This window comes from Serratia sp. TSA_130.1, from assembly GCF_052691795.1.
In genome coordinates, this window is sequence record NZ_JBQZFS010000002.1 from 995,992 (window position 1) to 1,020,911 (window position 24,920).

A 24,920-nucleotide genomic window follows, 5' to 3' on the forward strand; every position below is an offset into this window, starting at 1 on the left:
CGTATGGGTCAACTGTTACGCCGCCTCGCCGCCTTTCTCGGCCTGATCTCGCCCAAAAGTTACGCTTATCCGGCGCTGGACATCACTCTGCCGGGCGAGCGTCGGCTCCATCTGGTGGGCAGCATCCATATGGGCACCGTCGATATGTCGCCGCTGCCGCCCCGGCTGGCCGCCCGGCTGCAACAGGCCGACGCGCTGATCGTCGAAGCCGATATCACCGGCGCCGCCTCCCCTTTCGACCACGCAGAGCAACAGCCGGAGCTGGAACAGCGCCTGTCCGCCGAAGAATATCAACAGCTGCTGGCGCTGTGCCACGAACTGGGCGCCGATCCGCACGCCTTCGCCACCCTGCCCGGCTGGCAGGTGGCGCTGATGATGCAGGCGCGGCAGGCTCAGCGTCTGGGGCTGCGCGCAGAGTACGGCGTAGATTATCAGCTGCTGCAGGCCGCCAGAGCGCAGGACAAACCGGTGATCGAACTCGAGGGGGCGCAGCAGCAGTTGGCGCTGCTGGAACAGCTGCCGGAAGGCGGCATCGCGCTGCTGCGCGATACGCTGGAGCATTGGCATACCAACGCGCGGCTGCTGCAAACCATGGTGAGCTGGTGGCTGGACGCCAAACCGCGCGGCACGCTGGACACGCTGCCGGCCACCTTCAGCGCCGGGCTTTACGACGTGCTGATGCATCAACGCAATCGCGACTGGCGGCGTCAGCTGGAGGCGCTGCCGGCCGGAGACTATGTGGTGGCGGTTGGCGCATTGCACCTGTATGGCGAGGATAACCTGCCGGCGATGCTGCAGCCGCAGGGGTAAAAAAGTGGCCAATATCGCTATTGGCCAGTCAAAGAGGAATTTCTTGTATTCTAGTTATACGCATAGCAACCGTGTTAACGGTTACAGTAAACAGGGTAGCAACCCGGTGAATATCTTGGCAACCCGCTTTATGTAACAGCCGCTCAGGTTGCCGGGCTGGTTGGATTTTTGTATTTTTAAGGCTGGTTATCACCCTTTCCCCACCGGGGACATTTTGGACAACACATCATGACGCCCGCAGTCGTTCTGCTTGAGAAACAAAAGGTCGCCTTCACCCTCCATCCTTATCACCACGACAGCGACGAAACCAACTTCGGCGATGAGGCGGTGAGAAAGCTGGGGCTGGATGCCGATCGGGTTTACAAAACCTTGCTGGTGGCGCTGAACGGCGACGCCAAACACCTGGCGGTGGCGGTCACGCCGGTCGCAACCCAGTTGGATCTGAAAAAGGTTGCCCGCGCCCTCGGCGCCAAAAAGGCCGAGATGGCCGATCCGCAGCTGGCGCAGCGCGTCACCGGGTATCTGGTGGGCGGCATCAGCCCGCTGGGGCAGAAAAAACGGCTGCCGACGGTGATCGACAGCCCGGCGCAAGCGTTCGCTACCATTTACGTTTCCGGCGGCAAACGCGGGCTGGATATCGAGCTGGCCGCCGCCGATCTGTGCCGCCTGCTGGCCGGCAGCTTCGCCGACATCGCCAAACGCGACTGACGCCGCGTACTCAGCGGCACACCACCGTGGCGTCACAGGCCGCCAGCGTTTCCACCAGGCGGTCCTCCAGTGCCTTCACCTGCGCGCCGGGCACCAGATAGTTATTGCTGATGATGGCGAACGCCAGCGGCCGCCCGGTCGCCGAATCGACATAGCCGCTGAGCGACGATACGCCGGTCATGGAACCGCTCTTGGCGTGAGCGCGCCCCGCCGCCGCGCTTTTCACCATGCGGTTACGCAGCGTGCCGCCCACCAGCAACCCCGGCTCGCCCGCAACGGGCAAGGCGCGATACCAGTCGGCGAACCACGGCTGTTTTCTGGCCGCCAGCAGCAGCGTCGTCAGCTGTTGCGGCGTGATCTGGTTCATGCGCGACAGCCCTGAACCGTCCACCTGGCGATACGCGTCGGCCGCGATGCCCTGGCTTTGCACAAATCCGTTTATCGCCTGAAGGCCGGCGGCCCAATCCCCTTTGTCCTGCGTCTTGCGGCCCATCGCCTTGGTCAATATCTCGCCGTAGCCGTTATTGGACACTTTCAGGAAGGTAACGACCAGGCGGGAGAGCGGCGGCGAGGTTTTTTTCGCCAGCAGCTGTGCGCCGGCCGGCGTCACGCCCTCTTCAGCGTTGCCGCGCAGGGTGATGCCGTGCGCGCGCAGAGCATGTTGCAATAAAGCGCCGACGACGAGGGCCGGTTGATCGACGGTAATCAATCGCGAGCTGGCCTCCGCCTGCGCGGCGATGGTGCCGCTGACCACGATCCGGTTGCTGCCCGGCCGGCGCTCGTACGTCAGCGCGGTGTCACTGCCGGTGGTGGTGCGATTGACCAGCGTCACCGCGTCATTGGCGGGATAGAAGCTCGCCCGTCCCGGCGCGCCGGCGCGAGCGCCCGGCCGCACATCCACCTGCACCACGTTGATATCGCCGCCGGGGGTAAAGGCGTAGTTCAGCGCCGAGATCGGCGCAGCGAAGGCGAAGGGTTCATCGTCCCAGCTCCAGCCGGCGCCGAATGGCGTTTGATCGAAGGCGCCGGCGTCCAGCAACAACCGCCCCTGTATATGACGGATGCCGCGCTGCGCCAGCGCCGCGGCGAAGGTGTCGAGATCGTCCGGATGCAGCGTCGGATCGCCGCTGCCCTGCAGATAGAGATCTCCCCGCAACGTGTCGCCGCGCTGCTCGCCGGCGGTCAGCAGCCGGGTTTCAAACCGGTAATCCGCCCCCAGCACGCCGAACGCCGCCAAAGAAGTGAAGATCTTCATGTTGGAAGCCGGCGCCAAACGCTGCTCCGCGTGCGCCTGATACAGCACTTTGCCGCTGTCGGCATCGCGCACCATCACGCCGTTCGACGCCCCGGCCAACGCCTTGTCCTGGCCGAGGGCCGCCAGCGCCTGGCTGAGGGTTTGTCCATGACGTTCGCCGGATGACGAACACCCCGCCAGCGCCACGATGGCGGGCAGCAGCCAGCCTGCGGTTTTCAACATGTCATCTTCCTGTTTGCGTTATCAAAACCAAATTGTCGCTCAGGCTATCATTGGAAGGCGGCGACGTCCTGTTTTCCATTCACTGAACAACGATTTTTGCCTATTGATATTATAAAACAAGCAATAATAAGAATTGCTAAACAATCCAGGCAATAAAGTTTGAATATGAACTATATTATGTGAAACAACCTTTAATATAATGTTAATGTTTTTAATGTGTCGTGTTGACAATAAACAAAGCCAAAGCTATCGTTACTCCCCATTAAAACTCACAACCTATTATTAATAACAATTTACTTATATGAATTTTAAAATGTGATCTCACTCACTGACTTCCATAGGGAATAACACGCCATGTCTGCAAATACAGGGCCCGATGGTCATCAAGTTATTTTTGATGGCGCGGGCATCGGTGACTTTTGTCCTGAAACGTCGCTGCTTGAAAACTTTGAAAGATTAAATATCGACATTCCCAACCTATGCCGAAAGGGGAGGTGCGGCTGTTGCAAATTACTTCTAATCAGCGGAAATATACGCCATGAAAAACAGAGTGCCTTATGCGAAGAGGAGTTGGAAGAGAATATTATTCTGGCCTGCTGCGCCTATTCACAATCGGATATTGAAATAGAACTCTATTAATAAGGATTAACCGATGAGCCTCATTGAAACCACGTTGAAAAAATGGGATCGCGCCGCGATTGTCCGCTCTCGCCCGCGTCGCCTTCTCAACGAACAGGACAGCCAATCAACCCTTTTCTTCCCCCTCGAACGTCTGCCGCTGTGCCTCCATCCGCGCGTTGCCGCGCTCGGTGAACAAGCCTTGCGCTATATTCAGGTACAAACCCTCTACCATTACCTGAATGGCATCGCCAACATCGAGTTGGATATCATCAATGATTCCAGTTACAAGCTCTACAAAAACGCGGTCGGCGTAGACTTTCCGCTTGAAATGCGCTTAGACGCGCTGACCGTGGTCGTGGATGAGTCCTATCACGCCCTGGTGGCGCTGGATCTGATCAATCAGGTAGAGCAGATGACGTCCATTGCGCCGCTGCCGATGCCAAAAGATACCGAGGCCTCCTATGCCCTGGCGCAATCGTTGGCAATGGGCGACGAACGGCTGCGCGAGCTGCTGCGACTGGTTTGCGTGTCCCTGTCGGAGCAGGCGCTGACGACCGATCTGATCGATGTGATCAACAACGAAGATATCTTCCCGACCTTCTATCTGGTGATGAAAGATCACGTTGCGGATGAAGGCCGCCATGCCCGCTTCTCACAGCAGGTGCTGAGCCATATCTGGCGCCACAGCGACGCGGCCACCAAGCAAGCGTTGCAACAACCGATTTTGGCTTTCCTGGAAGGCTACGCAACCGACGCTATCGCCAAAGATTTCAGCGCCTGCATGTTGCGCCAACTCGGACTGACAGAAGCGGAAATTATCGACATCATCGCAGACACTTATCCAGCAACGCATGTTAAACCGTGGGAAACCAATAATATCGTCACGGAGCAAATGTTGGTGGCGCTGAATAAATCGGGCATTCTGGCTGATTTGCCTATCGCCGATGCGCTGCATGCAAAAATCTAATTAACCGGTATAAAAATCCAGCACCTTTGATATTCCGCAAGGGAAACCATTATTCTCAGGAAGCAAAAATGGAATTACTTCATATTGGCTATTTCGGCGACAGCGCCTGCGGTAAATTATTAACCGACGAAATCCAGGAATACGGCCATCAGGTTAGCTTTATCAGTCTCGAACACCGCCCAACCGAAAAGCTCGACCTTATTATCACCACTGAAAATAACGCTGAAACAATACGACGACTGCAACAGCAGGGAAAAAATCTGCTGACGCTCGCAACCAATAAAAAAAATATTAACGACATTGACACCCTGCAAAACCAAGAACACTTCTCTCTGTACTTTAGCTCCGCCGGCCAGGCCGCTTATCTGTGCGATGCGCTGTCGGATATGGCCGCTGACGCCCAACTTCCCCTGCTGCAGGAAAGGCTTGTCGACATTGTGGTCGAGCTGTCGCGTGGCGGTATACCGCCGGTACAAGAACTTCCCTACCGCTTGGCGCGTAAATACTATGCCGAATCACCGACGCGCATGCGCGAATTGACCGCATTGCTGATGGAACGTCTTGGCGATCAGATGCAGGGACGTTGCGGCAGCGATCTCTGCCATCTCACCTGGCAACCCGGCGCCGACTTCCATACGGTGCCGGTAGCGGACATCACGTCCCCCGCACAGCTGCAACATTTCTTCTTTAATGAAACCGGCGCGCTCAAACAGGGACGCTATGCCCAGCCACGAGTGATGGTCGACGTAGCGGCTTGCGGTGACGGCACTCAGCTTACCCTGTATGGCGACGACATGCGTTTCAACGCGTTCACCGACTATCTTGACGCGCTATTGGCAGATCCGGCCGATCCCATCGCCGCGCCCATTGTTACTCAACCTCACACGTTACATCGCCTGAGCCAATTCAACGCAACCGACGATGCCGAGCTCCTGGCGCACGACGTCATCGCTTTGTTCCGCCACGCCGCCGCCGCTCATCCGCAACAGGCCGCGCTGCATGCCGATGGCCAGACATACAGCTATGGAGAAATCGATCGCGCCTCGGATCAGTTTGCCTGTTGGCTGCTTGAACACAGCGGCGCCGCCAGTTCGGTCGTCGCCGTCTCGATGGACAAGTCAGCGACGCTGCTGATCGTGCTGTTGGGGATACTGAAAAGCAATAAAACCTATGTACTGCTCGACCCGCAGGCGCCAGCGGCGCGCAATCAAAGCATTCTTGACGACGTACAGCCCGCGCTGATTTTGGCCGACTCGCCGTTGCACTCCGGCGACGCGCCATGCATTGCGCCATCAAGCATTGATTACCGTTCGCTGAACATCCATGCGGAGCAACTCCCTCAATCGCGAGACGCTCTGGCCTACGTCTGCTATACCTCCGGGACGACAGGCAAGCCCAAAGGCGTCATGATCGGGCGTGAAGGCCTGAGCAACGTGGCGCAAAACCACCGCGATTTCATTGGACTGGCGCAAGGCAGCCGCGTGCTGGCCATCGCCTCGCTGGGTTTCGACGCCTTCGGCTGGGACGTCTATGGCGCGTTAGTCAGCGGCGCGACGCTTTATCTTGCGCCCTCGGAGCTGCATACCGATGTCGGCGCGCTGCACGACTATCTGACTCAACACGATATCGGCCATATCACTATTACGCCGGCAATTCTGGAATTGTTGCCCCGCGAAATGTGGCCGGGACTGCGGACGATGATCGTCATGGGAGATGCCCCGCCTGCGGACGTCGTTGCCTGGTGGGCCGAACGCACCCGATTGTGCAACGGTTACGGGCCGACCGAGGCTTCCATTGCCACTTCGCTGTGCGAGTATCGTCCCGGCGTTCCCTGGAACTGCATTGGCAAACCGCTGAAAAACTACCGTTGCCACATCCTTGATCCCCACCATAATCCACTGCCGGTCGGTTTTGAGGGCGAACTGTGCATCGCCGGCAGCGGCCTGGCGCACGGTTACCTGCATCAAGAGGCGCTGAGCGCAGAGAAGTTCATTACCTGTCGGCTACCGTATATGGCGGCCGAAGAGCGTCTTTATCGAACCGGCGACATCGCCAAATGGGACGAACAGGGCAACATTATTTTCGTCGGCCGCCGCGATCACCAGGTGAAGATACGCGGAGTGCGCATCGAGATGGGAGAAGTGGAAAGCGCCGTCCGCAGTCACCCACTGGTTGAAAGCGCCTGCGTGGTCGCTCGCAGCCAGCCCTCGGGCAAAATTCTCGCCGCCTTCGTGCAACCCGTTTCGCCTGAGCTGACGATCGACGCGCTGCGTCACGCGTTGGTCACACAGCTCCACCCCGCCGCGATCCCCAGCGTTTTTATTTTCTTGCCGGCGCTGCCGCTGACCATCAATGGCAAGATCGCCCGTCAACAGTTGGAAAACTGGCCGTTGGATGAGCGCAATGAGCGCTTGACGCCGCCGGAAACCGAAACGGAGGCTATTCTCGAGCGCATCGTGGCCAACGCCATCGGCTGTCCGCAAGCCGACGTCACACAGGAGTTCATCAACCTGGGTGCGCACTCGCTGACTATGAGCAAAATCGTCGCGCTCGTCGCACGCGATCTTTGCTGCCACCTGAGCATCGCCGATCTGTTCCGCCACAATACGGTGCGCAAATTGGCCGAATATATCGAGAATAAGGCCGTTGCCGCGGAGCGCGCCATCGCGATCTGCGACGAACGCCGCGCGCCGCTCAGCCCGCAGCAGAACCTGCTCTGGTACCTGAGCGCATTGAATCCTGACGACTGCAGTTACAACCTGCCGCTGGCGGTAGACATCCAGGGCCCGCTTGATCTGGGGCGCTTTGAGCAGGCGATCAATTTTATTTATGAAAAACATGAAAGCCTGCGCACTCGTTTCACCGAAACCGACGGTGTCGCCTATCAGTTGGCAGAACCACATACCCCGATTCGCCTTGCCGATCACTGGGTGGAAGGCCAAACGCTGTCGGCAGAAAAGTGGGTGCGCCAACTGTGTGCCACGCCTTTCGACATCACCGCTCGCCCGCCGCTGGTGCTTCGGCTGGTCCAGTATCATCAGCAGCACCATGTTTTGATTTGGGTAAAACACAACATTATTACCGATGCCTGGAGCGAACAACTGATCCTTAACGATCTGTGGCAGCGCTATAACGAGCTCGACAATCACAACGGCTTCGACGCACCGCAACCGCAGATTCAAACTATCGACATCGTCAATAGCGGCATCGCGTCACCCGCGCCGGCGGATGTTGCTTATTGGCAACAGCAACTGCAAGGCTGCCGCGAACTGGACTTCCCGCTGGATAAACCGCGCCCGCTAATGCCGACGCACGCCGGAGAGCGCATCCATTATCAGCTGCAGCCCGACGTCGCCGATCTGCTGGCGTCACGGGGCAAAGCGCTGGGCGCCACGCCTTTCGCCTTGCTCTGCACGGCATTAAGTTTGCTGCTCAGCCGTTATACTCAGCAGCAGGATATCGTCATCGGCACCGCCATCGCAGCGCGGGACAACCTGGATCAGGCGCAAGTCAGCGGCTTCCATGTCAATACCGTTCCGCTGCGTATCCAACTGGGCGAACAGGACACCCTCGCCGGGCTGATCGGTAACATGATGGAAACCTGCATCGGCGCCTATCAGCATCAGCAGCTCTCGTTCGACCGGATCTTGCACCAGATCGAATACGAGCGGATGTCGAACAAAAATCCGTTATTCCAAATCATGGCGATCCTGCAGAACGCCGGCGACGTATGCCAACAAAACCTGCGCGATTGCACGCTGCATCGCTTGCCGCTTTCATCGGGCTTCTCGATGTTCGATATGACCTGGAACTTCAGTGTGGAACAAGGCGCCGTCGCCATCGAACTCGATTACGCCAGCGAACTGTTTTATCCCGCCAGCATGCAGATGCTGTTGGACAACTATCAGCAAACGCTGCAACAACTGCTCACCCTGCCGGCCAATACGGCGCAGCATGCCCTTAACCCGCTATGCGAACGGGAACAAGATTGGCTGCAACAGTTGGCCGTCAACGCGGACGCAGGCTCACGTGACTCGCTGCTGGTGCAAATTGGCCGGTTGGCACATACCCAGCCTGACAGCCTCGCCGTCAGCTGCGAACGGCATCAGTACAGCTACCGTCAGCTGTGGGCGCAGTCTGAACGCGTCGCGCATGCCTTGCTGCGCATCGACAGCCGGCCTTTCTCGGTCGGCGTCATGATGGAGAAAAGTTGCCACGTCGCCGTGCTCCTGCTCGGCGTGCTGAGAGCCGGCAAACACTACGTGCCGATTGACGTACACTACCCGGCCGACCGCGTGAGCTACATGATCGAGAACGCGCAAGCCCGGTTGCTGGTGACCGATGGTGAGCCAGAGCAAGGTTGGGCCAGTCCCGCCGTCGGTTTCGACTCGCTGGTTTCTCATCCTGCAGCGGCCGACGCGTTGCCGATCCCAGCCGACGATACGCTGGCCTATATCATGTACACCTCAGGCTCAACCGGTAACCCCAAAGGGGTGATGATCACGCATGGCAACCTGAACAATTTCACCAACGACTTCGTCGGGCGGCTGGCGCTGAGCGCGCGCGATAAGGTGCTCAGCCTGACCAGCATCAGTTTCGATATTTTTGGGTTGGAACTGTTCTGCTCGCTGGCCGGCGGCGCACACGTCACGCTGTGTCCACGAGAAACCGCCATGGATCCGGTCAAGCTGTATCACTTTATCGAGCGACAGCAGCCCAGCGTGATTCAAGCGACACCTACCGTCTGGAGTACCATCGTCCACCACCTGCCGGCGGCGAGCCAACGCCCCCTGACCGTGCTATGCGGCGGCGAGAAAATGCCGGCGGCCCTGTTGACGCAATTGCGACGCATCGCGACACGGGTGCTGCAGGTGTATGGCCCGACGGAAACCACCATCTGGTCGACCTGCGCCGATCTGACTCACGAAGGCGCAAGCGACTGTATCGGCACGCCGATCCAGGCGACTGAGGTTCTGGTCATGGATCAGGCCGGCAACCCGCTGCCAAGCGGCGCATTTGGTGAGCTGTGGCTGGGCGGCGCAGGGGTATCGCCGGGGTATTGGCGCAACCCGACGCTGAGCGATAAGGTCTTTCTACGGCGTCAGGCGTTCGGCGCCGAGCGCTATATGTACCGCACCGGCGACATTGTGCGTTTTAATCGACAGGGGCAGCTGGAGTATCTCGGCCGGAACGATCACCAGGTCAAAATTCGCGGCCACCGTATTGAGTTGAGCGAAATCGATCTCAGTCTATCGTCCCTCGACAATATCGAGCGGTCACTCAGTTTAATTGTCGGTGAAGGCCAGCAGGCCCGCATCGTCAGCTACCTGCAGTTAACGTCGGGCGAAGAGCTGAATGAAAAAGCGGTACGCACGGCGCTGAAAGCCCGTTTGCCGAATATCATGATCCCGTCCGGTTTTGTGGTGCTGTCGGCCTTCCCGCTCACCAACAACAACAAAATCGACATCCGTCGGCTACCGGCGCCGGAAACCCGCTACTCGGCTTCCGAAGCGGACTACACGCCCGCGGCCAACGAGGCGGAAAGCGCCATGCAGCATATCTGGCAACAAGTATTGTCACAGACGCAGATCAGCGTCTGCGACAGCTTCTTCAGCCTGGGTGGAAATTCACTGCAGATCCCGCAGCTGCTGCACGCCATTCGTCAACAGATGGGCGTCTCGCTGACTATCCGCGAATTCATCATGCACAGCCAGATCCGCGAACTTACCGCGCTGGCCTTGAGCAAAACTGCCGAGGCCGCCGATGAAACGCATTGAGGTGTACCACCAAGGGCGTTGTCATCACCTTGACCACCGAGAGCCGCTGCGGCTCTCGGCCAGGCTGGACTTCGCCGATAACCCAACCAACCTTTATGGTGTGGCCCCCGCCGACTCGGCGCCGCTGAGTTACGGCGATACCGTCGCCAGCGTGCGTCATGGCGGGGTCTGCAACGCCGAGCGCATCAGCCTGGTGCCGCACTGCCATGGTACGCACACCGAATGCATCGGCCATATTCTTCCTGAAACGCGCAACGTGGCTGACTTGCCGCTTGAACCGTTCATTGCCGCCACCCTGATTCGCGTCAGGCCGCAGCGAGCGGACGCGACCGCGGAGAGCTATAACGCCAGCGCTGCCTGTGAAGATTGGCTGATTACCCGGGCGGCGCTCGAGGACGCGTTGGCGCCGTTGTCGGGCGACTACCTGCAGGCTTTGGTGATTGCGGTCGAGGCGCCGAGCGAATTCCGCGCCGCGTCCTGCGCGCCCTACTTCAGCCATCAAGCCTTGGCGCGCATCGTCGAACTCGGCGTCCAGCATCTGTTGGTGGACATTCCGTCGATCGACCGTCTATACGACGGCGGACGCATGGACAACCATCGCCGTTTTTGGGGGCTTGAGGCCCCCGACAGGCCGCAAGAAGGGCGCAAATACGCCTCCGTGACCGAGCTGATTCAGGTTCCCGCGCAGGCCACGGCGGGACACTATTTTCTGACCATTCAACTGCCGGATCTGAGCGGGGATGCCCTTCCCAGCCGGCCCATCTTATTTTCGTTTTCTACAGGGAAAGTGACATCATGAATTACGCCAGCTATCTGCAGCTAAACCAGCTGCTGTCGCTGCAACAGCCAGCCTCGCCGTCTGCGGAACACCGCAATGAAAACTTGTTTATCATCACTCATCAAACCTACGAGCTCTGGTTCAAGCAGCTGATCGATGAGCTTCATCTGGCGATCGCGCAGATCGAAGAAGGAGATATACCGGCGGCGATCGAAACGATGACGCGCGTCAATGCCATTACCCAAACCGTGGTGAATCAGATCGCCGTGATTTGCACGCTGAAGTTTCACGAATTCCAGCGTTTTCGCAGCTATCTCGGCACCGCCAGCGGTTTTCAATCCTACCAGTTCGCCGGTATAGAAGCGCTACTCGGCAAGGAAAATCCGAAGAAACTACAGCAGTATCAAGGTGATGAAGAGGTACAACGCCGACTGGCGGCTATCATCCAACCGGTTTCCCTATGGCAGGCAATACGCGGCCATCTGATGCGTCTCAATGACCAGCCCAATCAGGCGGCACAAGGCTTCGACGACATCATCAGGCAATCGCTGACACGTTCGAGCTGCGAGTCGCTGCTGCTCAATCAATTGCTGGATTTGGATTCACTGCTGCAGGAGTGGCGTTACCGCCATGTGAAACTGGTGGAACGTACTATCGGGCAGCGGAAAGGTACCGGCGGTTCATCGGGTTCGGATTATCTGAAATCTACGCTGTTCACGCCGATCTTCGATGAATTGTGGAACGCCATCAACTGAATGCGTTCCTTAACGCCAAGGAGGCTCAGGCTTCCTTGGCCCCCTGAAAATACGGATTTCGCCATGCATTGCACCCACTTCCCCAACGCCCCACGCAGCTTGAAACCGCTGACGCCGGGACGCCAGGGCAGCCTGCGGCTGATCGCTTTTCCCCACGCCGGCGCCGGCGCCACTGCCTTTCAGGGGTGGAGCCCCTCGTTGCATCAGGACATCGAACTCTATGCCGTGCAATACCCCGGTCGAGAGGAGCGGGCGAACGAAGCGCCGCTCTGCCACCCCCAATCACTCATCAATCAACTGATCCCAGCACTGCAGCCACTGCAGGATAAACCGCTGATCTTTTTCGGCCACAGTCTTGGCGGACGGGTTGCGCTGGCGTTAGCGACGGCGCTGCCTCAGCCGCCGCTGCAGTTGATCATTTCCGCCAGTTCATCGCCCTTCCTGGCGCGCCACAGTTCGTTGCTGAGAATGCCGCGTGCCGCTTTGTTGAACGCGCTATGTGCCGGTGAGGGTCTGGATGCGTCGCTCATCGGCGACAGCGCGCTGCTCGATTACTATCTGCCGCTGATCCGTGCCGATCTGATGCTGTCCAGCCAATTGCTTTTCCCTGCGCAACCGGGTTACCGCGCCCCGCTGGCGATGTTTTATGGTGAAAACGACGAGTTGATCGATCGGCAGGATTTGCTCGACTGGCGCCGGATCGCGCAAGGCGACTTTCAGCAGCGCACTTTTGCCGGCGGGCATATGTATATCACCACGCAGCGCGACGCCGTGATAGCCGGCATTCACCAGTTGCTGGCAGGCCACCTGAGTGAACCGGCCAGCATATAGCCGTCAGGCGTTTTCACTCTCAAGCATCGCCAAACGACGCTCGTTGTGCACCACCCGCCACGCCAACAGCAGCACGCAGAGGCTGCAGAGCGACAGCACGGCGCCCAGGTGCTGCGACAGCCCCGCCAACACCAAGCCACCGCCGAGCATCAGGTAATACATCAGGCCAAGGATGGCGCCGGCGGTGCCCATGCAGTCTTTATAATGGCGCAGCGCGCGCGCCAGAATATTGGGAATGGCGATACCGTACGCCATCACCACCAGCATCATCGGCAGAACGAACCACAAGCTCCCTTCCAGCAGCAGTACCAGCAGGCCGCCGGTCAGCGATAATCCGCAGGCCAGCATCAACAGCGCGGGGAACAGCCAGTGCTTGCCGATCAAAAACTTGTTGATCGCCGCGCCGATGCCCACCCCGGCCGCCAACACCAAACCGGTATAACCGAACCACTGTGCCGGCAGCGCCAACGCCGAGAAGTGGAATGGCGCCAGCTGGTAATAGCTGAACATGCAAATATTGAACAACGCCACCAACAGCGCGCTGAGCCAAATATCCCCGTCCTTGACCATCCGTCCCAGCGTGCCGAAAAATGAATTCTTCACCACCTGTTGCGGACGCGTCTCCGGCAGTTGCCAACCGGCATAGCCCAGCAACAGCGCCGCCAACAGCGCCAAACCGCCGAACACCCCCTGATAGCCCCAATAGTGAGTCAGCACTGCGCCGCTCAACACGCCAACCGCCGGGCTGATCGCCATGGCGATCCCCATCACCGAGAACACCCGCGCCAATTCATAACCGTCGAAGCGATCGCGAATCGCCGTTTGCGTCCCGACCGAACCGACCGCCGCGCCAAAGGCGGCCAGCACCCGCGCGGCCAGCAGTACGCTGAAGCTGCCGCTGAACAGCGCAACGAGAGAAGCCAGCAGATAGAGCGTCAGCCCGGCCAAAATGGTGGGACGGCGTCCGATGACGTCGCACATCCGTCCCCATACCACCACGCCCAGCGCAAAGGCGAAAAAGTAACAAGAGAGCGTTTGCGCCGCCATTTCCGCACTGACCCGGAAACCGTGCGCAATATGCGTCAATGCAGGGCTGTAGATGGTCTCCACCACCTGGGGAAACATCATCATCGACGTCGCCAACGTCAGCGTCAGTTTACGTTGCATAACAGATCCTGTAGCCAAGAATAGGCTGCACAAGGTAGCATCTGGTCCCAGCGCCGATTACAATATAAAAGACAATAAATTTACAAAATCGGACAGACTATGGCGTGGCTGCAGGCGCAGGACAGTTTTAATCCGGATACGCTCGACAACGGGGTGCTCGGGATCGCCGCCGAACTGGCGCAGCACGACTCGGGCACGCATTGGCATGACAGGGGGCAGTTGCTGTTCTGTCAGCAAGGCAGCATGCGCATCACGCTCAACCAAAGCATCTGCATGCTGCCGCCGGGCAGAGTCGCCTGGATCCCGCCGCAGGTGGCTCACCGCGTTCAGGTCAACGGCGTCGTCGGTTACCGTTCGCTTTATCTCGACGCCGATCGCTATGCCTGTCTGCCTGCGCAGCTTGCCGTACTGACAGCCTCGCCGCTGCTGCGCGAGGTGTTGGAACGCATCGCGTTCGCCGCCTTCGACACCGACTGGCAGTATGGGCCTTACGCCAATATTCTGGCGGTCTGCCTGGACGAGATCGCCGCCGCGCCGCGCGAACTGACGCTGCTGCCGCTGCCCAGCGACCGCCGCCTGCGCCATCTGGCCAATCTGGACATGCTTCCGCCGCTGCACGAGCTATCGCGCTATAGCGGCGCTTCCGAGAAAACCATCAGCCGGATTTTCCGCCGTGAAACCGGGCTCGGTTATCAACAATGGCGTCAGCAATGGCGCCTGATCAAAGCGATAGAGATGCTGGCCGCAGGGATGAGCCAATCCGACGTCGCCGGTCGGCTGGCGTTTTCCAGCGACAGCGCCTTCGCCACTTTTTTCAAGAATATGGCGGGCTGCCCGCCGAGGGCGTATATGGAGAGAAGGAAGTAAGACGCCGTTTAAAACGGCAACGCTGACAAAAGGCGTTGATGCAGAGGAGAAAAGCGAGGGGGGGAACGGCGCCCCCGCGACAAGCGAGAGCGCCGTTCCGCGGCGCCTCTAGCGATAGACGATTTCGCCCTTCGGCTCGTAGGCCGCCGCATCCAGCGGCGAGTGTTTCTCGATGTACTGCTTCAGCACTTCGGCATCGATAAAGCCGGTGTTGACGTAGCTCGGCAGCCCGTCCAGCTTCGGATAGCCGTCGCCGCCCAGCGCGTTGAAGTTCAGCGTCGCCATGCGGTAAGTTTTATCCGCCTGCAGCGGCTGGCCGTTGATCTTCACCTCGCTGACGCCCTTGCCGTCCGCCACCAGACTGACATTGGCGAACTGGGCATAGGCGCCGGAATCCGGCTTCATGTTGGCCACCACCGCCAGATACTGTTCAACCTCGCGCCCTTTCATATCGACATGCACCAGCGTGTTGCCGAACGGCTGCACCTTGAGCACGTTCTTGTAGGTGATATCGCCGCTTTCAATCGAATCGCGCACCCCGCCACCGCTCATCACGGCGAAGTCGGCGTCGGCGCGCTCCCTCTGCGCCGCCAGCATCACCCGCGCCAGGTTGGTCTGCACGAAGCGCACCTTGCTGCGATCGCCTTCAAGCTTGCCGTTGACGCTGCCGATCTTCACGCCCAGCTGCGCCTTGCCCTTATCCTGGAACGGCGTCAGCAGCTTCATCATGGTCGGATCTTCCGCAATCTGCTGGGTGTAGTACACGCGCTCGCTGGTGCCGTCGGCTTTCTCCACCTTCTTCTTCAGGTTCACCGGGATCAGCTGATAATGCACCAGCTTCAGCTCGCCGTTGCGGAATTCGAAATCGGCGCGCCCGACGTATTTGCCCCACTCGTGCGCCTGCACGATCCAGGTGCCGTTCTGACGATCCGGCGAGCATGGCGTGCCCGGTACGTAATCCGCCTGTTTGCGGTTGTCACCGGCCATGCACACCGGATCCTGCGAGTGGCCGCCGACGATCATGTCGAGATATCCCGCCGGCAGGCTGCGCGCCATCTCCACGTCGCCCGGCGCGTTAGAGCCATGCTCGCCGTTGTCGTAGTGCCCCATATGGGTGGCGGCGATGATCACGTCCGGCTTCTCGTCCTTGCGCAGTTGCTCCACCACCTGCTTCGCTTCCTGCGCCGGCACGCGGAACTCCATGTCGGTGAAGTACTCCGGATTGCCTATCTTGGCGGTGTCGTCGGTCGTCAGGCCGATCACGGCAATCTTGATACCCTGCTTGTCGAACAAGGCGTAAGGCTTGAACAGGCGCTGGCCTGTGCTTTTCTGGTAGATGTTGGCGGACAAGAGCGGGAAGGTCGCCCACTTCTCCTGCTGGCGCAGCACGCTCAGTGGGTTGTCGAATTCGTGGTTGCCGATCGCCATCGCGTCGTAACCCACCAGGTTCATGCCGCGGAAGTCCGGCTCGGCGTCCTGCAGATCCGATTCCGGCACGCCGGTGTTGATATCGCCGCCGGACAGCAACAGCACACTGCCGCCCTGCGCCGCCACTTCGCGGCGAATGCCGTCCACCAGGGTTTTCTGCGCGCCCAGACCGTATTCACCGTGATCGTTCTGCCAGAAGTGACCGTGATGATCGTTGGTATGCAGAATGGTGATGGCGTAGGTCTTATCCTTTTCCCAGGCACTGGCGGCCCCCGACAGCAGCGTCAGGGATACGGCCAACGCGCATGCGGTGGTTTTCAGCGAAAAACGCATGGCGGATCTCCGTGTATTAAATGGCTTTTATGATGAGGGCGAAATTGTAGCGCGAATTAATGACAGCTGATTTCAATTTTTTGCGATGTGAGTCTGATTATTTCAGATATGGTAAAAATTGAACGCCCTGCCTAAGATGTCATCTCTGTGCTCAACAACTTATCAGGCTAATAATAATATGACCGACAGTAGCCAAAGCGCGATGCCGCCCGCCAAGGGCAGTACGGTAAAGAGGACCGCTTTCTCCATCCTTGGCGCCATCAGCGTGTCTCACCTGCTCAACGATATGATCCAGTCGCTGATCCTGGCGATTTATCCGATCCTGCAAGCCGATTTCCACCTCAGCTTCGTGCAGATCGGTATGATCACCCTGACCTATCAGCTCACGGCTTCCCTGCTGCAACCGCTGATCGGCTATTACACCGATAAACACCCGCAGCCTTACTCACTGCCTATCGGCATGGGCTTTACCCTGTCCGGCCTGCTGCTGCTGTCGGTGGCGAACACCTTCCCGCTGGTGCTGCTGGCAGCGGCGCTGGTGGGCACCGGCTCATCGGTATTCCACCCGGAATCCTCGCGCGTGGCGCGCATGGCCTCCGGCGGACGACACGGCCTGGCGCAGTCGCTGTTCCAGGTCGGCGGCAACTTCGGCAGCTCGCTCGGCCCGCTGCTGGCCGCGCTGATCATCGCGCCTTACGGCAAAGGCAACGTCGCCTGGTTCACGCTGGCGGCGCTGCTGGCGATCGTGGTATTGCTGCAGGTCAGCAAGTGGTACCAACATCAGCATCGGGCGGCGAAAGGGCAGCCGAAAAGCCCCGCAATGCTGAAACTGCTGCCAAAACGTACCGTCGCCTACTCGCTGGGCATTCTGCTGGTGCTGATTTTCTCTAAATACTTCTATCTGGCCAGTATCAGCAGCTATTACACCTTTTATCTGATACATAAGTTCGGCGTTTCGGTGCAGAATGCGCAAATTCACCTGTTCGCCTTCCTGTTTGCGGTGGCCGCTGGAACCATCATCGGCGGGCCCCTTGGCGACAAGATAGGGAGAAAATACGTTATTTGGGGCTCAATCCTTGGTGCAGCGCCATTTACGCTTATTTTACCCCATGCATCCCTGTACTGGACCGGCATTTTGACGGTGATCATCGGGATTATTCTCGCCTCAGCGTTCTCCGCCATCCTGGTCTACGCACAGGAGCTGATCCCCGGTAAAGTCGGCATGGTTTCCGGTTTATTCTTCGGTTTTGCTTTCGGTATGGGCGGGTTAGGCGCGGCAGTTCTTGGTTATGTCGCGGATTTGACCAGTATCGAGCTGGTCTACCAAATCTGTGCTTTCCTGCCGCTGATCGGCATTATTACCGCGCTACTGCCCAATATGGAGCATAAACCGCAATAACCCCGCGAACTGCCCGGATGAAAGTATTTATTCATCCGGGTTATCCTACGGATAAATCAATGTTATTTGGTTTATCTGGCACAAAACCCCCTCATTGACGCGCCTTAAGCGAAATCCTCTGCTTTTTTACAAAAAAGACCAAATTAGCCAAGCAAGCCGCGAACAAATGCAATAAACTAAATGTATCTTTTCGTAACTTTGTTGCGTTTCTCCCGTGCCGCGATGCATAGCCAGAAGGAGTATGGATGCATAATTCAACACCGCTCATCACCACCATCGTCGGAGGGTTAGTACTCGCCTTCCTCCTCGGTATGCTGGCGAACCGCCTGCGCATCTCACCCCTGGTGGGATATCTGGCCGCAGGGGTGCTCGCCGGCCCGTTCACCCCCGGTTTCGTCGCCGATACCTCACTGGCGCCGGAACTGGCGGAAATCGGCGTTATCCTGTTGATGTTCGGTGTTGGCCTGCACTTCTCTTTGAAAGACCTCCTCGCAGTAAAATCTATCGCCATACCCGGCGCCGTGGCGCAGATAGCCGTCGCTACCCTGCTCGGCATGGGGCTGTCCAAGCTGCTCGGCTGGGATCTGATCTCCGGCCTGGTGTTCGGCCTCTGTCTCTCCACCGCAAGCACCGTGGTGCTATTGCGCGCGCTGGAGGAGAGGCAATTGATCGACAGCCAGCGCGGGCAAATCGCCATCGGCTGGCTGATCGTCGAAGATTTGGCGATGGTGCTGACGCTGGTATTACTGCCCGCCTTCGGCAACATGCTGGGCAACGACAACGCCAGCAGCAGCCAGCTGCTGATGGAGCTGGCGCTGACCATCGGTAAGGTCATCGCCTTCATTGCGTTGATGATCGTGGTCGGCCGCCGCCTGGTGCCGTGGATCCTGTCGAAAACCGCCAGCACCGGCTCGCGCGAGCTGTTCACCCTGGCGGTATTGGCGCTGGCGCTTGGCATCGCCTACGGCGCGGTGAAGCTGTTCGACGTCTCCTTCGCGCTGGGCGCCTTCTTCGCCGGCATGGTGCTGAACGAGTCCGAGCTGAGCCACCGCGCGGCGCACGACACCCTGCCGCTGCGCGACGCGTTCGCGGTGCTGTTCTTCGTCTCGGTTGGCATGCTGTTCGATCCGATGATCGTGATTAACGAACCGCTGGCGGTGCTGGCGACGCTGGCGATCATCGTGTTCGGCAAATCCGCCGCCGCGTTCCTGTTGGTGAAAATGTTCGGTCACTCCAAGCGCACCGCGCTGACCATCTCCGCCAGCCTGGCGCAGATCGGCGAGTTCGCCTTTATTCTGGCAGGCCTTGGCATCGCGCTGGGCATGATGTCGGAACACGGGCGCAATCTGGTGCTGGCCGGCGCCATTTTGTCGATCATGCTCAACCCGCTGCTGTTCACCCTGCTGGAGCGCTATCTGGCCAAAACCGAAACCATCGAAGAGCAAATCCTCGAAGAGGCGGTGGAAGAAGAGAAGCAGATCCCGGTGGACATGTGCAACCATGCGCTGGTGGTCGGCTACGGCCGCGTCGGCAGCCTGCTGGGCGGCAAACTGGCCGAGGCGGGCATTCCGCTGGTGGTGATCGAGAACTCCCGCCCGCGGGTGGAAGCGCTGCGCGAGCAGGGTATCAAGACGGTGCTGGGCAACGCCGCCAATCCGGAAGTGATGGATCTGGCGCGGCTCGACTGCGCGCGCTGGCTGCTGCTGACCATCCCCAACGGCTATGAGGCCGGCGAGATCGTCGCCTCGGCGCGCGCCAAGCGGCCGAACATCGAGATCATCGCCCGCGCCCACTACGACGACGAAGTGGCCTACATCACCGATCGCGGCGCCAATCAGGTGGTGATGGGCGAACGGGAGATCGCTAACAGCATGCTGAACATCCTGCAGTTGGATACCCTGAGCGAAGAAGAAAAAATGGGGGGCTGCCCGATCTGAGGCACCGCGCACAAAAAAAGGTCCGGCATGCCGGACCTTTTCTTTTTCAGCGGGTTAACGCTCCCAATAGGACTCTTCCAGGCTGTCTTCGCGCTCCGGCAGGCCGCGAGTGAGACGCGGCGAATGCTGGTTCAACACCTGGTAGCTGACGCGGTTGGCGTATTTGCACACCTGCGCCAACGAAGAGTATGTCAGGTAACTGCGCACGTGCTTGCTCGAGTTCGGCACGTTGTGGCGGTGATAACCGTTGGCGGCGATATCGTGCAGCAACGCCGACAGCGCGCCGTCGCCGGCGCCGTTGGTGTTCATGATCTTCTCCGGCCCGCCCATATACGGCGCGATGTGCGAGTAAACGCGCAGCGGATGCTCACAGTGTTCGCGACGCATGGCGCGGCTGAACTCGTAGCGGTTGAACTCGGCGATATGCCCCGGCAACAGCGGGTGCTGGGTCTGACGCTTGTTGGCCTCTTCGGTGTAGCCCGCCATATACAGGCCGTTCGGCCCGGCGGTGCACAGTACCAGATCCACCCACTCCAGCGCCATGTCCGAGGCGGTCAGCGGATCGCTCAGCCCGGTCAGCTCCAGCGCTTCGTCTTCGTTCATCGCCAGAATCGTCACGTTTTCCTTCAGGAAGTCGCGCCACCACTGCGGGTTGTCGGCGATCACGTACTTGGTGCCCAGGGTCAGCACCACCGGCACATCGTGCTTTTTAGCGTATTTGATCGCCTGCAAGGTCGCGTCCTTTATCGGCTCCCCTTCCTTGCAGCGCACCAGATAAGAGCTCAGCACCAGCGCCGACGCGCCGGCGATCACCTCTTCAGGGATGCTTTCCGGGCGCAGCTGGTTCATCTGGCCGGGGTTGATGGCGAAGGTGCGCTCGCCGCTTTCGCCGATCAGCGTGAAACAGCGGCCGATGGCGCCGTCAACGCCCTGCAGATAGTTAAGATCGGTGCGGCTGGAGGTATTGCACAGATAACGGTAGGCGTAGCTGCCGATTTTCACGTTGCTGCACATCACGCCGAGCAGCACCGAGCGGTCGTCCGCCAGCACCGAATAGTTGTGCATGGTGTTGCCGATGGTGCCGCCGGCGAACTGATGGGTGACCAGGTTGTTTTCATTCAATTCCTGATACAGCGCCTCGGCGACGTCATCTTCGATCACCAGAGAGTGGCCCAGGCTCAGGCCGTAGCGCTGGACAAAAGCGTCGTCCACTTTCGCCTCGATATCCACCAGCGTCTGGTCGATGCCGACGATATACGAGGTGCTGATTTCACTTTCGGGCTGGGCCTGCTGCAGAAGCGGATCGCGGGCGCTCACCGGGAAATAGTGTTTGGACTTGCGTTTACCAGGAAATTTCATGTGATTGGTGGTGGCGGCGGTTTAACAAGCGGAGAATGTTAACACATCCCCGCCCGATCACGATGCACCTAATAGACAGATTATGGATGATTACAGACGCTGCGCCACCAACTGCTGCATCATATCGATATGCGCCGGCTCGTCGTTCAACGCTGAGATGTATTCAAACTTCTCGCCGCCGGCTTTAAGGAAGATCTCGCGGTTCTGCTCTTTAATCTCTTCCAGCGTTTCCAGGCAGTCCGCCGAGAAACCGGGGCAGATCAGCTGAATGTGCTTCACGCCCTGCGCCGGCAGCCCTTTTAGGGTCTCATCGGTATACGGCGTCAGCCAAGGCTCGCGGCCGAAGCGCGATTGGTACGTCATCATCACCCGCTCCGGCGTCAGCGGCAGCGTCGCGCTCAGCGCACGCAGCGTATCCTCGCAGCGCTGCGGGTAGTCGTCGCCCAGCCGCGCATAACGTTTGGGGATGCCGTGGAAAGACAGCACCAGCCGGTCCGGCTGGCCGTGCTCGGCGAACGAGCGCTCCACGCTTTGTTGCAGCGCGGCGATATAGGCCGGGTGTTCGGCGTAATCGCGAATGAAGGCCACCGACGGCAAGCGGCGATAGCCTTTCAGCACCCGCGCCACGCCATCCCATACCGCCGCGCTGGTGGAACAGGAATATTGCGGATAGAGCGGCAGCACCACCAGGTTGGTCACGCCCTGCGCCAGCAGCTTGTCGATGGCTTCCGCCAGGCTCGGCGAACCGTAGCTCATGCCCAGCTCCACCGGCGTATTCGGCATGCGCGCCGCCAGCGCCCGCTGTTGGCGGCGGCTGTACACCAGCAGCGGCGAACCCTCTTCCATCCACACCGACTGATAGAGTTTAGCCACGCGCGGCGAACGGATCGGCAAGATCGCGCCGTTGAGGATCGGCCACCAGATCAGCGGCGCCGTGTCGACCACGCGATCGTCACTGAGGAATTCCTTCAGATAGCGTTTGACCGCCGACGAGGTCGGCGCATCTGGCGTGCCCAGGTTCACCAGCAATACGCCGTGTTTCTCTTGCTTCATCTCAGTTCCCCTCATTTCCTTTCCGGCCGGCATTCCGTTCTGGGTCGGGATGTCAGCAGCCATTAATGCCGGCTATTGTAACGGAAAAGTCCTGCGTCGAAACCGATAACAGCAACAGGCTATGCCTGTGGGCATCTTCCTTGCGCCAGCTGCCATACCGCCGCCACATTGCGCGCCGTCACCTGCAGATTGCGATCGGCGTCCGCCAGCGCGTCTTCCAGCGTCACGATGCGATCGAGCACCGAAAACGCCGCATCGATGCCGTGTTGATGCACCACCGGATAATCCGGCGCCAGGCTGCCGGCAATGGCGATCACCGGCACGCCGTGACGCTTGGCTACCCGCGCCACGCCGATCGGCGTTTTACCGTGGACAGACTGGCTGTCCAGCCGCCCTTCGCCGGTGATCACCAAATCGGCATCGCGCACCGCTTCATCCAGGCGCAGGGTTTCAGTGACGATTTCGATGCCCGGCCGCAAACGCGCGTTGAGCATGCCGAGCAGCGCCGCCCCCATGCCGCCCGCCGCACCCGCCCCTGGCTGGCTCAGCACGGCGCGGCCGGTTTCCCGTTCCAGCAGTTCGCCATAGTGGTGCAACGCCGCATCGAGCTGCGCCACCATCTCCGGCGTCGCCCCTTTCTGCGGCCCGAATACCGCCGACGCGCCCTTTGTGCCGCACAGCGGGTTATCCACGTCGCAGGCGGCGGTTACGCTCACCCGCTGCCAACGCGCGTCCAGTCCGGCGAGATCAAGATGCGCCAGTTGCGCCAGCGCCGCGCCGCCCATTGGCAGCGGGCGACGATCCTTATCCAGCAATTTAACGCCCAGCGCCTGCATCATTCCGGCGCCGCCGTCGTTGGTGGCGCTACCGCCGATACCGAGAACGATCGCCTTCACGCCGCGATCCAACGCCGCCAGCATCAATTCGCCGGTGCCGTAACTGGTGGTGATGCGCGGATCGCGCCGGTTGGGCGGCGCCAGATGCAGCCCGGAGGCGGCGGCCATTTCAATCACCGCGGTTTCGCCATCGCCCAACAAGCCATAGAACCCCTGCACCGGCTCCCCCAGCGGGCCGGTGACCGTCACCTGAACGATTTCACCGCCGGTGGCCGCCACCATCGACTCCACCGTGCCTTCACCACCGTCCGCCATCGGCAGCTTCACGTAGTGCGCCTGCGGGTAAATCTGACGGAATCCCCGCTCAATGGCGTCGGCGACGCCGAGCGCGCTCAGGCTCTCTTTGAAAGAATCCGGGGCAATAACCACTTTTTTCAGCGTTTTCATCACTGTTCCTTATCCCGCCAGGTTAAATACGCCAAACATCAGCGCCGAGATTGCCGCGATGGTGAACCCCACCAGCGTTTCATACGGCAACAGCTTGAGCCGCTCGTGCACCGCCATATTGACGCTGCCGCCGGTGGCGTGGAAGAAGCTGCCGTGCGGCAGGTGATCCAGCACCGTGGCGCCCGCATGGATCATCGCCGCGCCGGCCAATCCGCTCACCCCCAGCTCAAGCAGCGTGGAGCTGAACACCCCGGAGGCGACGGCGGTGCCGGCAGTGGTCGAGGCGGTCGCCATCGACATCAGCGCGCCGGACAGCGGCGCCAGCAGCCAGGCCGGCAGCCCGGTGTGCGTCAAACCGGTAATCAAGACATCCTTCAGCGCCGAGTTGGCGATAATGCCCGCCAGCGTGCCGGTACCGAGCAGCATGATCGCCACCGGCGCCATGCGCGACAGGCCAGATACCATAAACTGATTGCACTGACGAATTCGCCCCATCAGCAGCGCGCCCGCCAAACCGCCGGCCGGCAGCGCGATCAGCGGATCGACGGCGATACCGGCGATCGGCCGCAGCGACAGCAGCAGGATCGCCACCAGCGGCGCGCTGATCGCCGCTGCGAAGCCCGGCCGCGCCCCTTCGGCATGCTGAGTCAACTCTTCAGCCATCACCCTGCCGCCTTTATCGCTCAGGCGACGCGCCAGCAGATAGGCCACCACCAGGCCGCACAGCCCCGGCACGATGCCGGCCATCATCACCGAGGTGAGCGGCACGTGGAAGTTGTCCGCCGCCGCGATGGTGTTCGGGTTGGGCGACATCACGTTGCCGGCCTTGCCGCCGCCGATCATCGCCAGCAGGATCGCCGCACGAGAAATGCCGGCCTTTTGGGCGATCGACAGCGCGATCGGCGCGACGGTGATCACCGCCACGTCGATAAACACCCCCACCGCCGTCAGGATCAGTGTAGCCACCGCCAGCGCCAGCAGCGCGCGGGTTTCCCCCACCTTGCGTACGATAGTTTCGGCGATGGTGTGCGCCGCGCCGGATTCGATCAGCACCCCGGCCAATACCCCCGCCGCCAGAATGCGCATCACGGCGTTGGTGATGCCCTGCGCCCCGCCGATCATCAGCGTCACGGTCTGCACCAGATCGGCGCCGCCGCACAGCCCGCCCGCCAGCGCGCCGGCAATCATGCCGTAAGCCGGTGGAACCTTGCGTAGAATCAGGACGATGGCGACGGCTAACGCCACCAGCGCCCCCAGAGTGGATACGGTTGTCATTGTTGTTTTCTCCGTGGTTGATGTGCAGGCCAACATATCCCGCGCGCCCGGCGTTGGCCTGAGGGGAAACAACAAAAAATCGCCGAAGGAACGGC

General features: G+C 60.0%; 18 protein-coding genes. 11 read left to right on the forward strand and 7 right to left on the reverse strand.

Annotated elements, in window-relative coordinates; all coding sequences use genetic code 11:
• The first annotated feature begins 3 nt into the window (after positions 1–3).
• Complete coding sequence (locus ACUTQY_RS11675; RefSeq protein ID WP_033641125.1) at positions 4–810, forward strand: TraB/GumN family protein; 807 nt, start codon at positions 4–6, stop codon at positions 808–810.
• A 228-nt stretch (positions 811–1,038) separates the two neighbouring features.
• Entirely contained in the window at positions 1,039–1,518 is a 480-nt protein-coding gene (gene ybaK, locus ACUTQY_RS11680) for a Cys-tRNA(Pro)/Cys-tRNA(Cys) deacylase YbaK (protein ID WP_004940240.1), read from the forward strand.
• Between the two features lie 10 nt (positions 1,519–1,528).
• On the opposite strand, the gene dacB is transcribed toward ybaK, so the two are convergent.
• Positions 1,529–2,995 (reverse strand): D-alanyl-D-alanine carboxypeptidase/D-alanyl-D-alanine endopeptidase, encoded by a 1,467-nt coding sequence (gene dacB, locus ACUTQY_RS11685; protein ID WP_046688386.1) that lies wholly within the window; start codon positions 2,993–2,995, stop codon positions 1,529–1,531.
• A 354-nt stretch (positions 2,996–3,349) separates the two neighbouring features.
• Here dacB and ACUTQY_RS11690 point away from each other — a divergent pair, with 354 nt between their 5' ends.
• The 6 genes from ACUTQY_RS11690 to ACUTQY_RS11715 all read left to right on the forward strand — a co-directional run bounded on the left by ACUTQY_RS11690 (position 3,350) and on the right by ACUTQY_RS11715 (position 12,724).
• On the forward strand, positions 3,350–3,634 hold the full coding sequence (locus ACUTQY_RS11690; protein WP_071845084.1) for a 2Fe-2S iron-sulfur cluster-binding protein: 285 nt from the start codon (positions 3,350–3,352) through the stop codon (positions 3,632–3,634).
• 13 nt (positions 3,635–3,647) lie between these two features.
• On the forward strand, positions 3,648–4,583 hold the full coding sequence (locus ACUTQY_RS11695) for a diiron oxygenase (protein ID WP_033651120.1): 936 nt from the start codon (positions 3,648–3,650) through the stop codon (positions 4,581–4,583).
• Between the two features lie 68 nt (positions 4,584–4,651).
• Positions 4,652–10,360, forward strand: a complete 5,709-nt coding sequence (locus tag ACUTQY_RS11700; RefSeq protein ID WP_342188267.1) for an amino acid adenylation domain-containing protein — start codon at positions 4,652–4,654, stop codon at positions 10,358–10,360.
• A complete protein-coding gene (locus tag ACUTQY_RS11705) occupies positions 10,347–11,159 on the forward strand; it encodes a cyclase family protein (protein ID WP_046688383.1) in 813 nt (270 codons plus the stop codon). The genes ACUTQY_RS11700 and ACUTQY_RS11705 overlap by 14 nt, the downstream gene beginning before the upstream one ends.
• Positions 11,156–11,893 (forward strand): tryptophan 2,3-dioxygenase family protein, encoded by a 738-nt coding sequence (locus tag ACUTQY_RS11710; RefSeq protein WP_046688382.1) that lies wholly within the window; start codon positions 11,156–11,158, stop codon positions 11,891–11,893. Before ACUTQY_RS11705 ends, ACUTQY_RS11710 begins: the two co-directional genes overlap by 4 nt.
• Positions 11,894–11,956: 63 nt before the next feature.
• The gene (locus ACUTQY_RS11715; RefSeq protein ID WP_046688381.1) at positions 11,957–12,724 is read left to right on the forward strand and encodes a thioesterase II family protein; all 768 of its coding nucleotides are present in this window, start codon (positions 11,957–11,959) and stop codon (positions 12,722–12,724) included.
• Positions 12,725–12,727: 3 nt separating this feature from the next.
• Here the strand turns inward: ACUTQY_RS11715 and ACUTQY_RS11720 are convergent, their stop codons facing one another.
• On the reverse strand, positions 12,728–13,891 hold the full coding sequence (locus ACUTQY_RS11720) for a multidrug effflux MFS transporter (RefSeq protein WP_033642123.1): 1,164 nt from the start codon (positions 13,889–13,891) through the stop codon (positions 12,728–12,730).
• 99 nt (positions 13,892–13,990) lie between these two features.
• Between ACUTQY_RS11720 and ACUTQY_RS11725 the strand changes: the two genes are divergently transcribed.
• Entirely contained in the window at positions 13,991–14,758 is a 768-nt protein-coding gene (locus ACUTQY_RS11725; protein WP_047572418.1) for an AraC family transcriptional regulator, read from the forward strand.
• Positions 14,759–14,866: 108 nt separating this feature from the next.
• On the opposite strand, the gene ushA is transcribed toward ACUTQY_RS11725, so the two are convergent.
• Complete coding sequence (gene ushA / locus ACUTQY_RS11730) at positions 14,867–16,519, reverse strand: bifunctional UDP-sugar hydrolase/5'-nucleotidase UshA (RefSeq protein ID WP_033651116.1); 1,653 nt, start codon at positions 16,517–16,519, stop codon at positions 14,867–14,869.
• Positions 16,520–16,697: 178 nt separating this feature from the next.
• Between ushA and ACUTQY_RS11735 the strand changes: the two genes are divergently transcribed.
• The gene (locus tag ACUTQY_RS11735; RefSeq protein ID WP_046688379.1) at positions 16,698–17,918 is read left to right on the forward strand and encodes an MFS transporter; all 1,221 of its coding nucleotides are present in this window, start codon (positions 16,698–16,700) and stop codon (positions 17,916–17,918) included.
• Positions 17,919–18,163: 245 nt separating this feature from the next.
• A complete protein-coding gene (gene ybaL / locus ACUTQY_RS11740; RefSeq protein WP_004940247.1) occupies positions 18,164–19,855 on the forward strand; it encodes a YbaL family putative K(+) efflux transporter in 1,692 nt (563 codons plus the stop codon).
• A 54-nt stretch (positions 19,856–19,909) separates the two neighbouring features.
• Here the strand turns inward: ybaL and ACUTQY_RS11745 are convergent, their stop codons facing one another.
• The 4 genes from ACUTQY_RS11745 to ACUTQY_RS11760 form a co-directional block, all read right to left on the reverse strand.
• Positions 19,910–21,214 (reverse strand): inosine/guanosine kinase, encoded by a 1,305-nt coding sequence (locus tag ACUTQY_RS11745; protein WP_033642118.1) that lies wholly within the window; start codon positions 21,212–21,214, stop codon positions 19,910–19,912.
• A 90-nt stretch (positions 21,215–21,304) separates the two neighbouring features.
• Positions 21,305–22,267, reverse strand: coding sequence for a ferrochelatase (gene hemH, locus ACUTQY_RS11750; RefSeq protein ID WP_046688378.1), 963 nt, complete (start codon positions 22,265–22,267; stop codon positions 21,305–21,307).
• A gap of 119 nt (positions 22,268–22,386) precedes the next feature.
• Positions 22,387–23,550: a glycerate kinase gene (locus ACUTQY_RS11755; RefSeq protein ID WP_046688377.1), complete on the reverse strand. Its 1,164-nt coding sequence runs from the start codon at positions 23,548–23,550 to the stop codon at positions 22,387–22,389.
• A 9-nt stretch (positions 23,551–23,559) separates the two neighbouring features.
• The gene (locus ACUTQY_RS11760; protein ID WP_033651112.1) at positions 23,560–24,825 is read right to left on the reverse strand and encodes a GntP family permease; all 1,266 of its coding nucleotides are present in this window, start codon (positions 24,823–24,825) and stop codon (positions 23,560–23,562) included.
• Between the last annotated feature and the right edge of the window lie 95 nt (positions 24,826–24,920).

Excerpts from the sequence above, each read along its gene's own strand:
- dacB (WP_046688386.1), bottom strand. The coding sequence starts at position 2,995 with ATGTTGAAAACCGCAGGCTGGCTGCTGCCCGCCATCGTGGCGCTGGCG.
- ybaK (WP_004940240.1), top strand. The coding sequence starts at position 1,039 with ATGACGCCCGCAGTCGTTCTGCTTGAGAAACAAAAGGTCGCCTTCACC.
- ushA (WP_033651116.1), bottom strand. The coding sequence starts at position 16,519 with ATGCGTTTTTCGCTGAAAACCACCGCATGCGCGTTGGCCGTATCCCTG.
- ACUTQY_RS11690 (WP_071845084.1), top strand. The coding sequence starts at position 3,350 with ATGTCTGCAAATACAGGGCCCGATGGTCATCAAGTTATTTTTGATGGC.
- hemH (WP_046688378.1), bottom strand. The coding sequence starts at position 22,267 with ATGAAGCAAGAGAAACACGGCGTATTGCTGGTGAACCTGGGCACGCCA.
- ACUTQY_RS11710 (WP_046688382.1), top strand. The coding sequence starts at position 11,156 with ATGAATTACGCCAGCTATCTGCAGCTAAACCAGCTGCTGTCGCTGCAA.
- ACUTQY_RS11725 (WP_047572418.1), top strand. The coding sequence starts at position 13,991 with ATGGCGTGGCTGCAGGCGCAGGACAGTTTTAATCCGGATACGCTCGAC.
- ACUTQY_RS11715 (WP_046688381.1), top strand. The coding sequence starts at position 11,957 with ATGCATTGCACCCACTTCCCCAACGCCCCACGCAGCTTGAAACCGCTG.
- ACUTQY_RS11735 (WP_046688379.1), top strand. The coding sequence starts at position 16,698 with ATGACCGACAGTAGCCAAAGCGCGATGCCGCCCGCCAAGGGCAGTACG.
- ybaL (WP_004940247.1), top strand. The coding sequence starts at position 18,164 with ATGCATAATTCAACACCGCTCATCACCACCATCGTCGGAGGGTTAGTA.
- ACUTQY_RS11695 (WP_033651120.1), top strand. The coding sequence starts at position 3,648 with ATGAGCCTCATTGAAACCACGTTGAAAAAATGGGATCGCGCCGCGATT.
- ACUTQY_RS11675 (WP_033641125.1), top strand. The coding sequence starts at position 4 with ATGGGTCAACTGTTACGCCGCCTCGCCGCCTTTCTCGGCCTGATCTCG.
- ACUTQY_RS11705 (WP_046688383.1), top strand. The coding sequence starts at position 10,347 with ATGAAACGCATTGAGGTGTACCACCAAGGGCGTTGTCATCACCTTGAC.
- ACUTQY_RS11700 (WP_342188267.1), top strand. The coding sequence starts at position 4,652 with ATGGAATTACTTCATATTGGCTATTTCGGCGACAGCGCCTGCGGTAAA.
- ACUTQY_RS11745 (WP_033642118.1), bottom strand. The coding sequence starts at position 21,214 with ATGAAATTTCCTGGTAAACGCAAGTCCAAACACTATTTCCCGGTGAGC.
- ACUTQY_RS11755 (WP_046688377.1), bottom strand. The coding sequence starts at position 23,550 with ATGAAAACGCTGAAAAAAGTGGTTATTGCCCCGGATTCTTTCAAAGAG.
- ACUTQY_RS11720 (WP_033642123.1), bottom strand. The coding sequence starts at position 13,891 with ATGCAACGTAAACTGACGCTGACGTTGGCGACGTCGATGATGATGTTT.
- ACUTQY_RS11760 (WP_033651112.1), bottom strand. The coding sequence starts at position 24,825 with ATGACAACCGTATCCACTCTGGGGGCGCTGGTGGCGTTAGCCGTCGCC.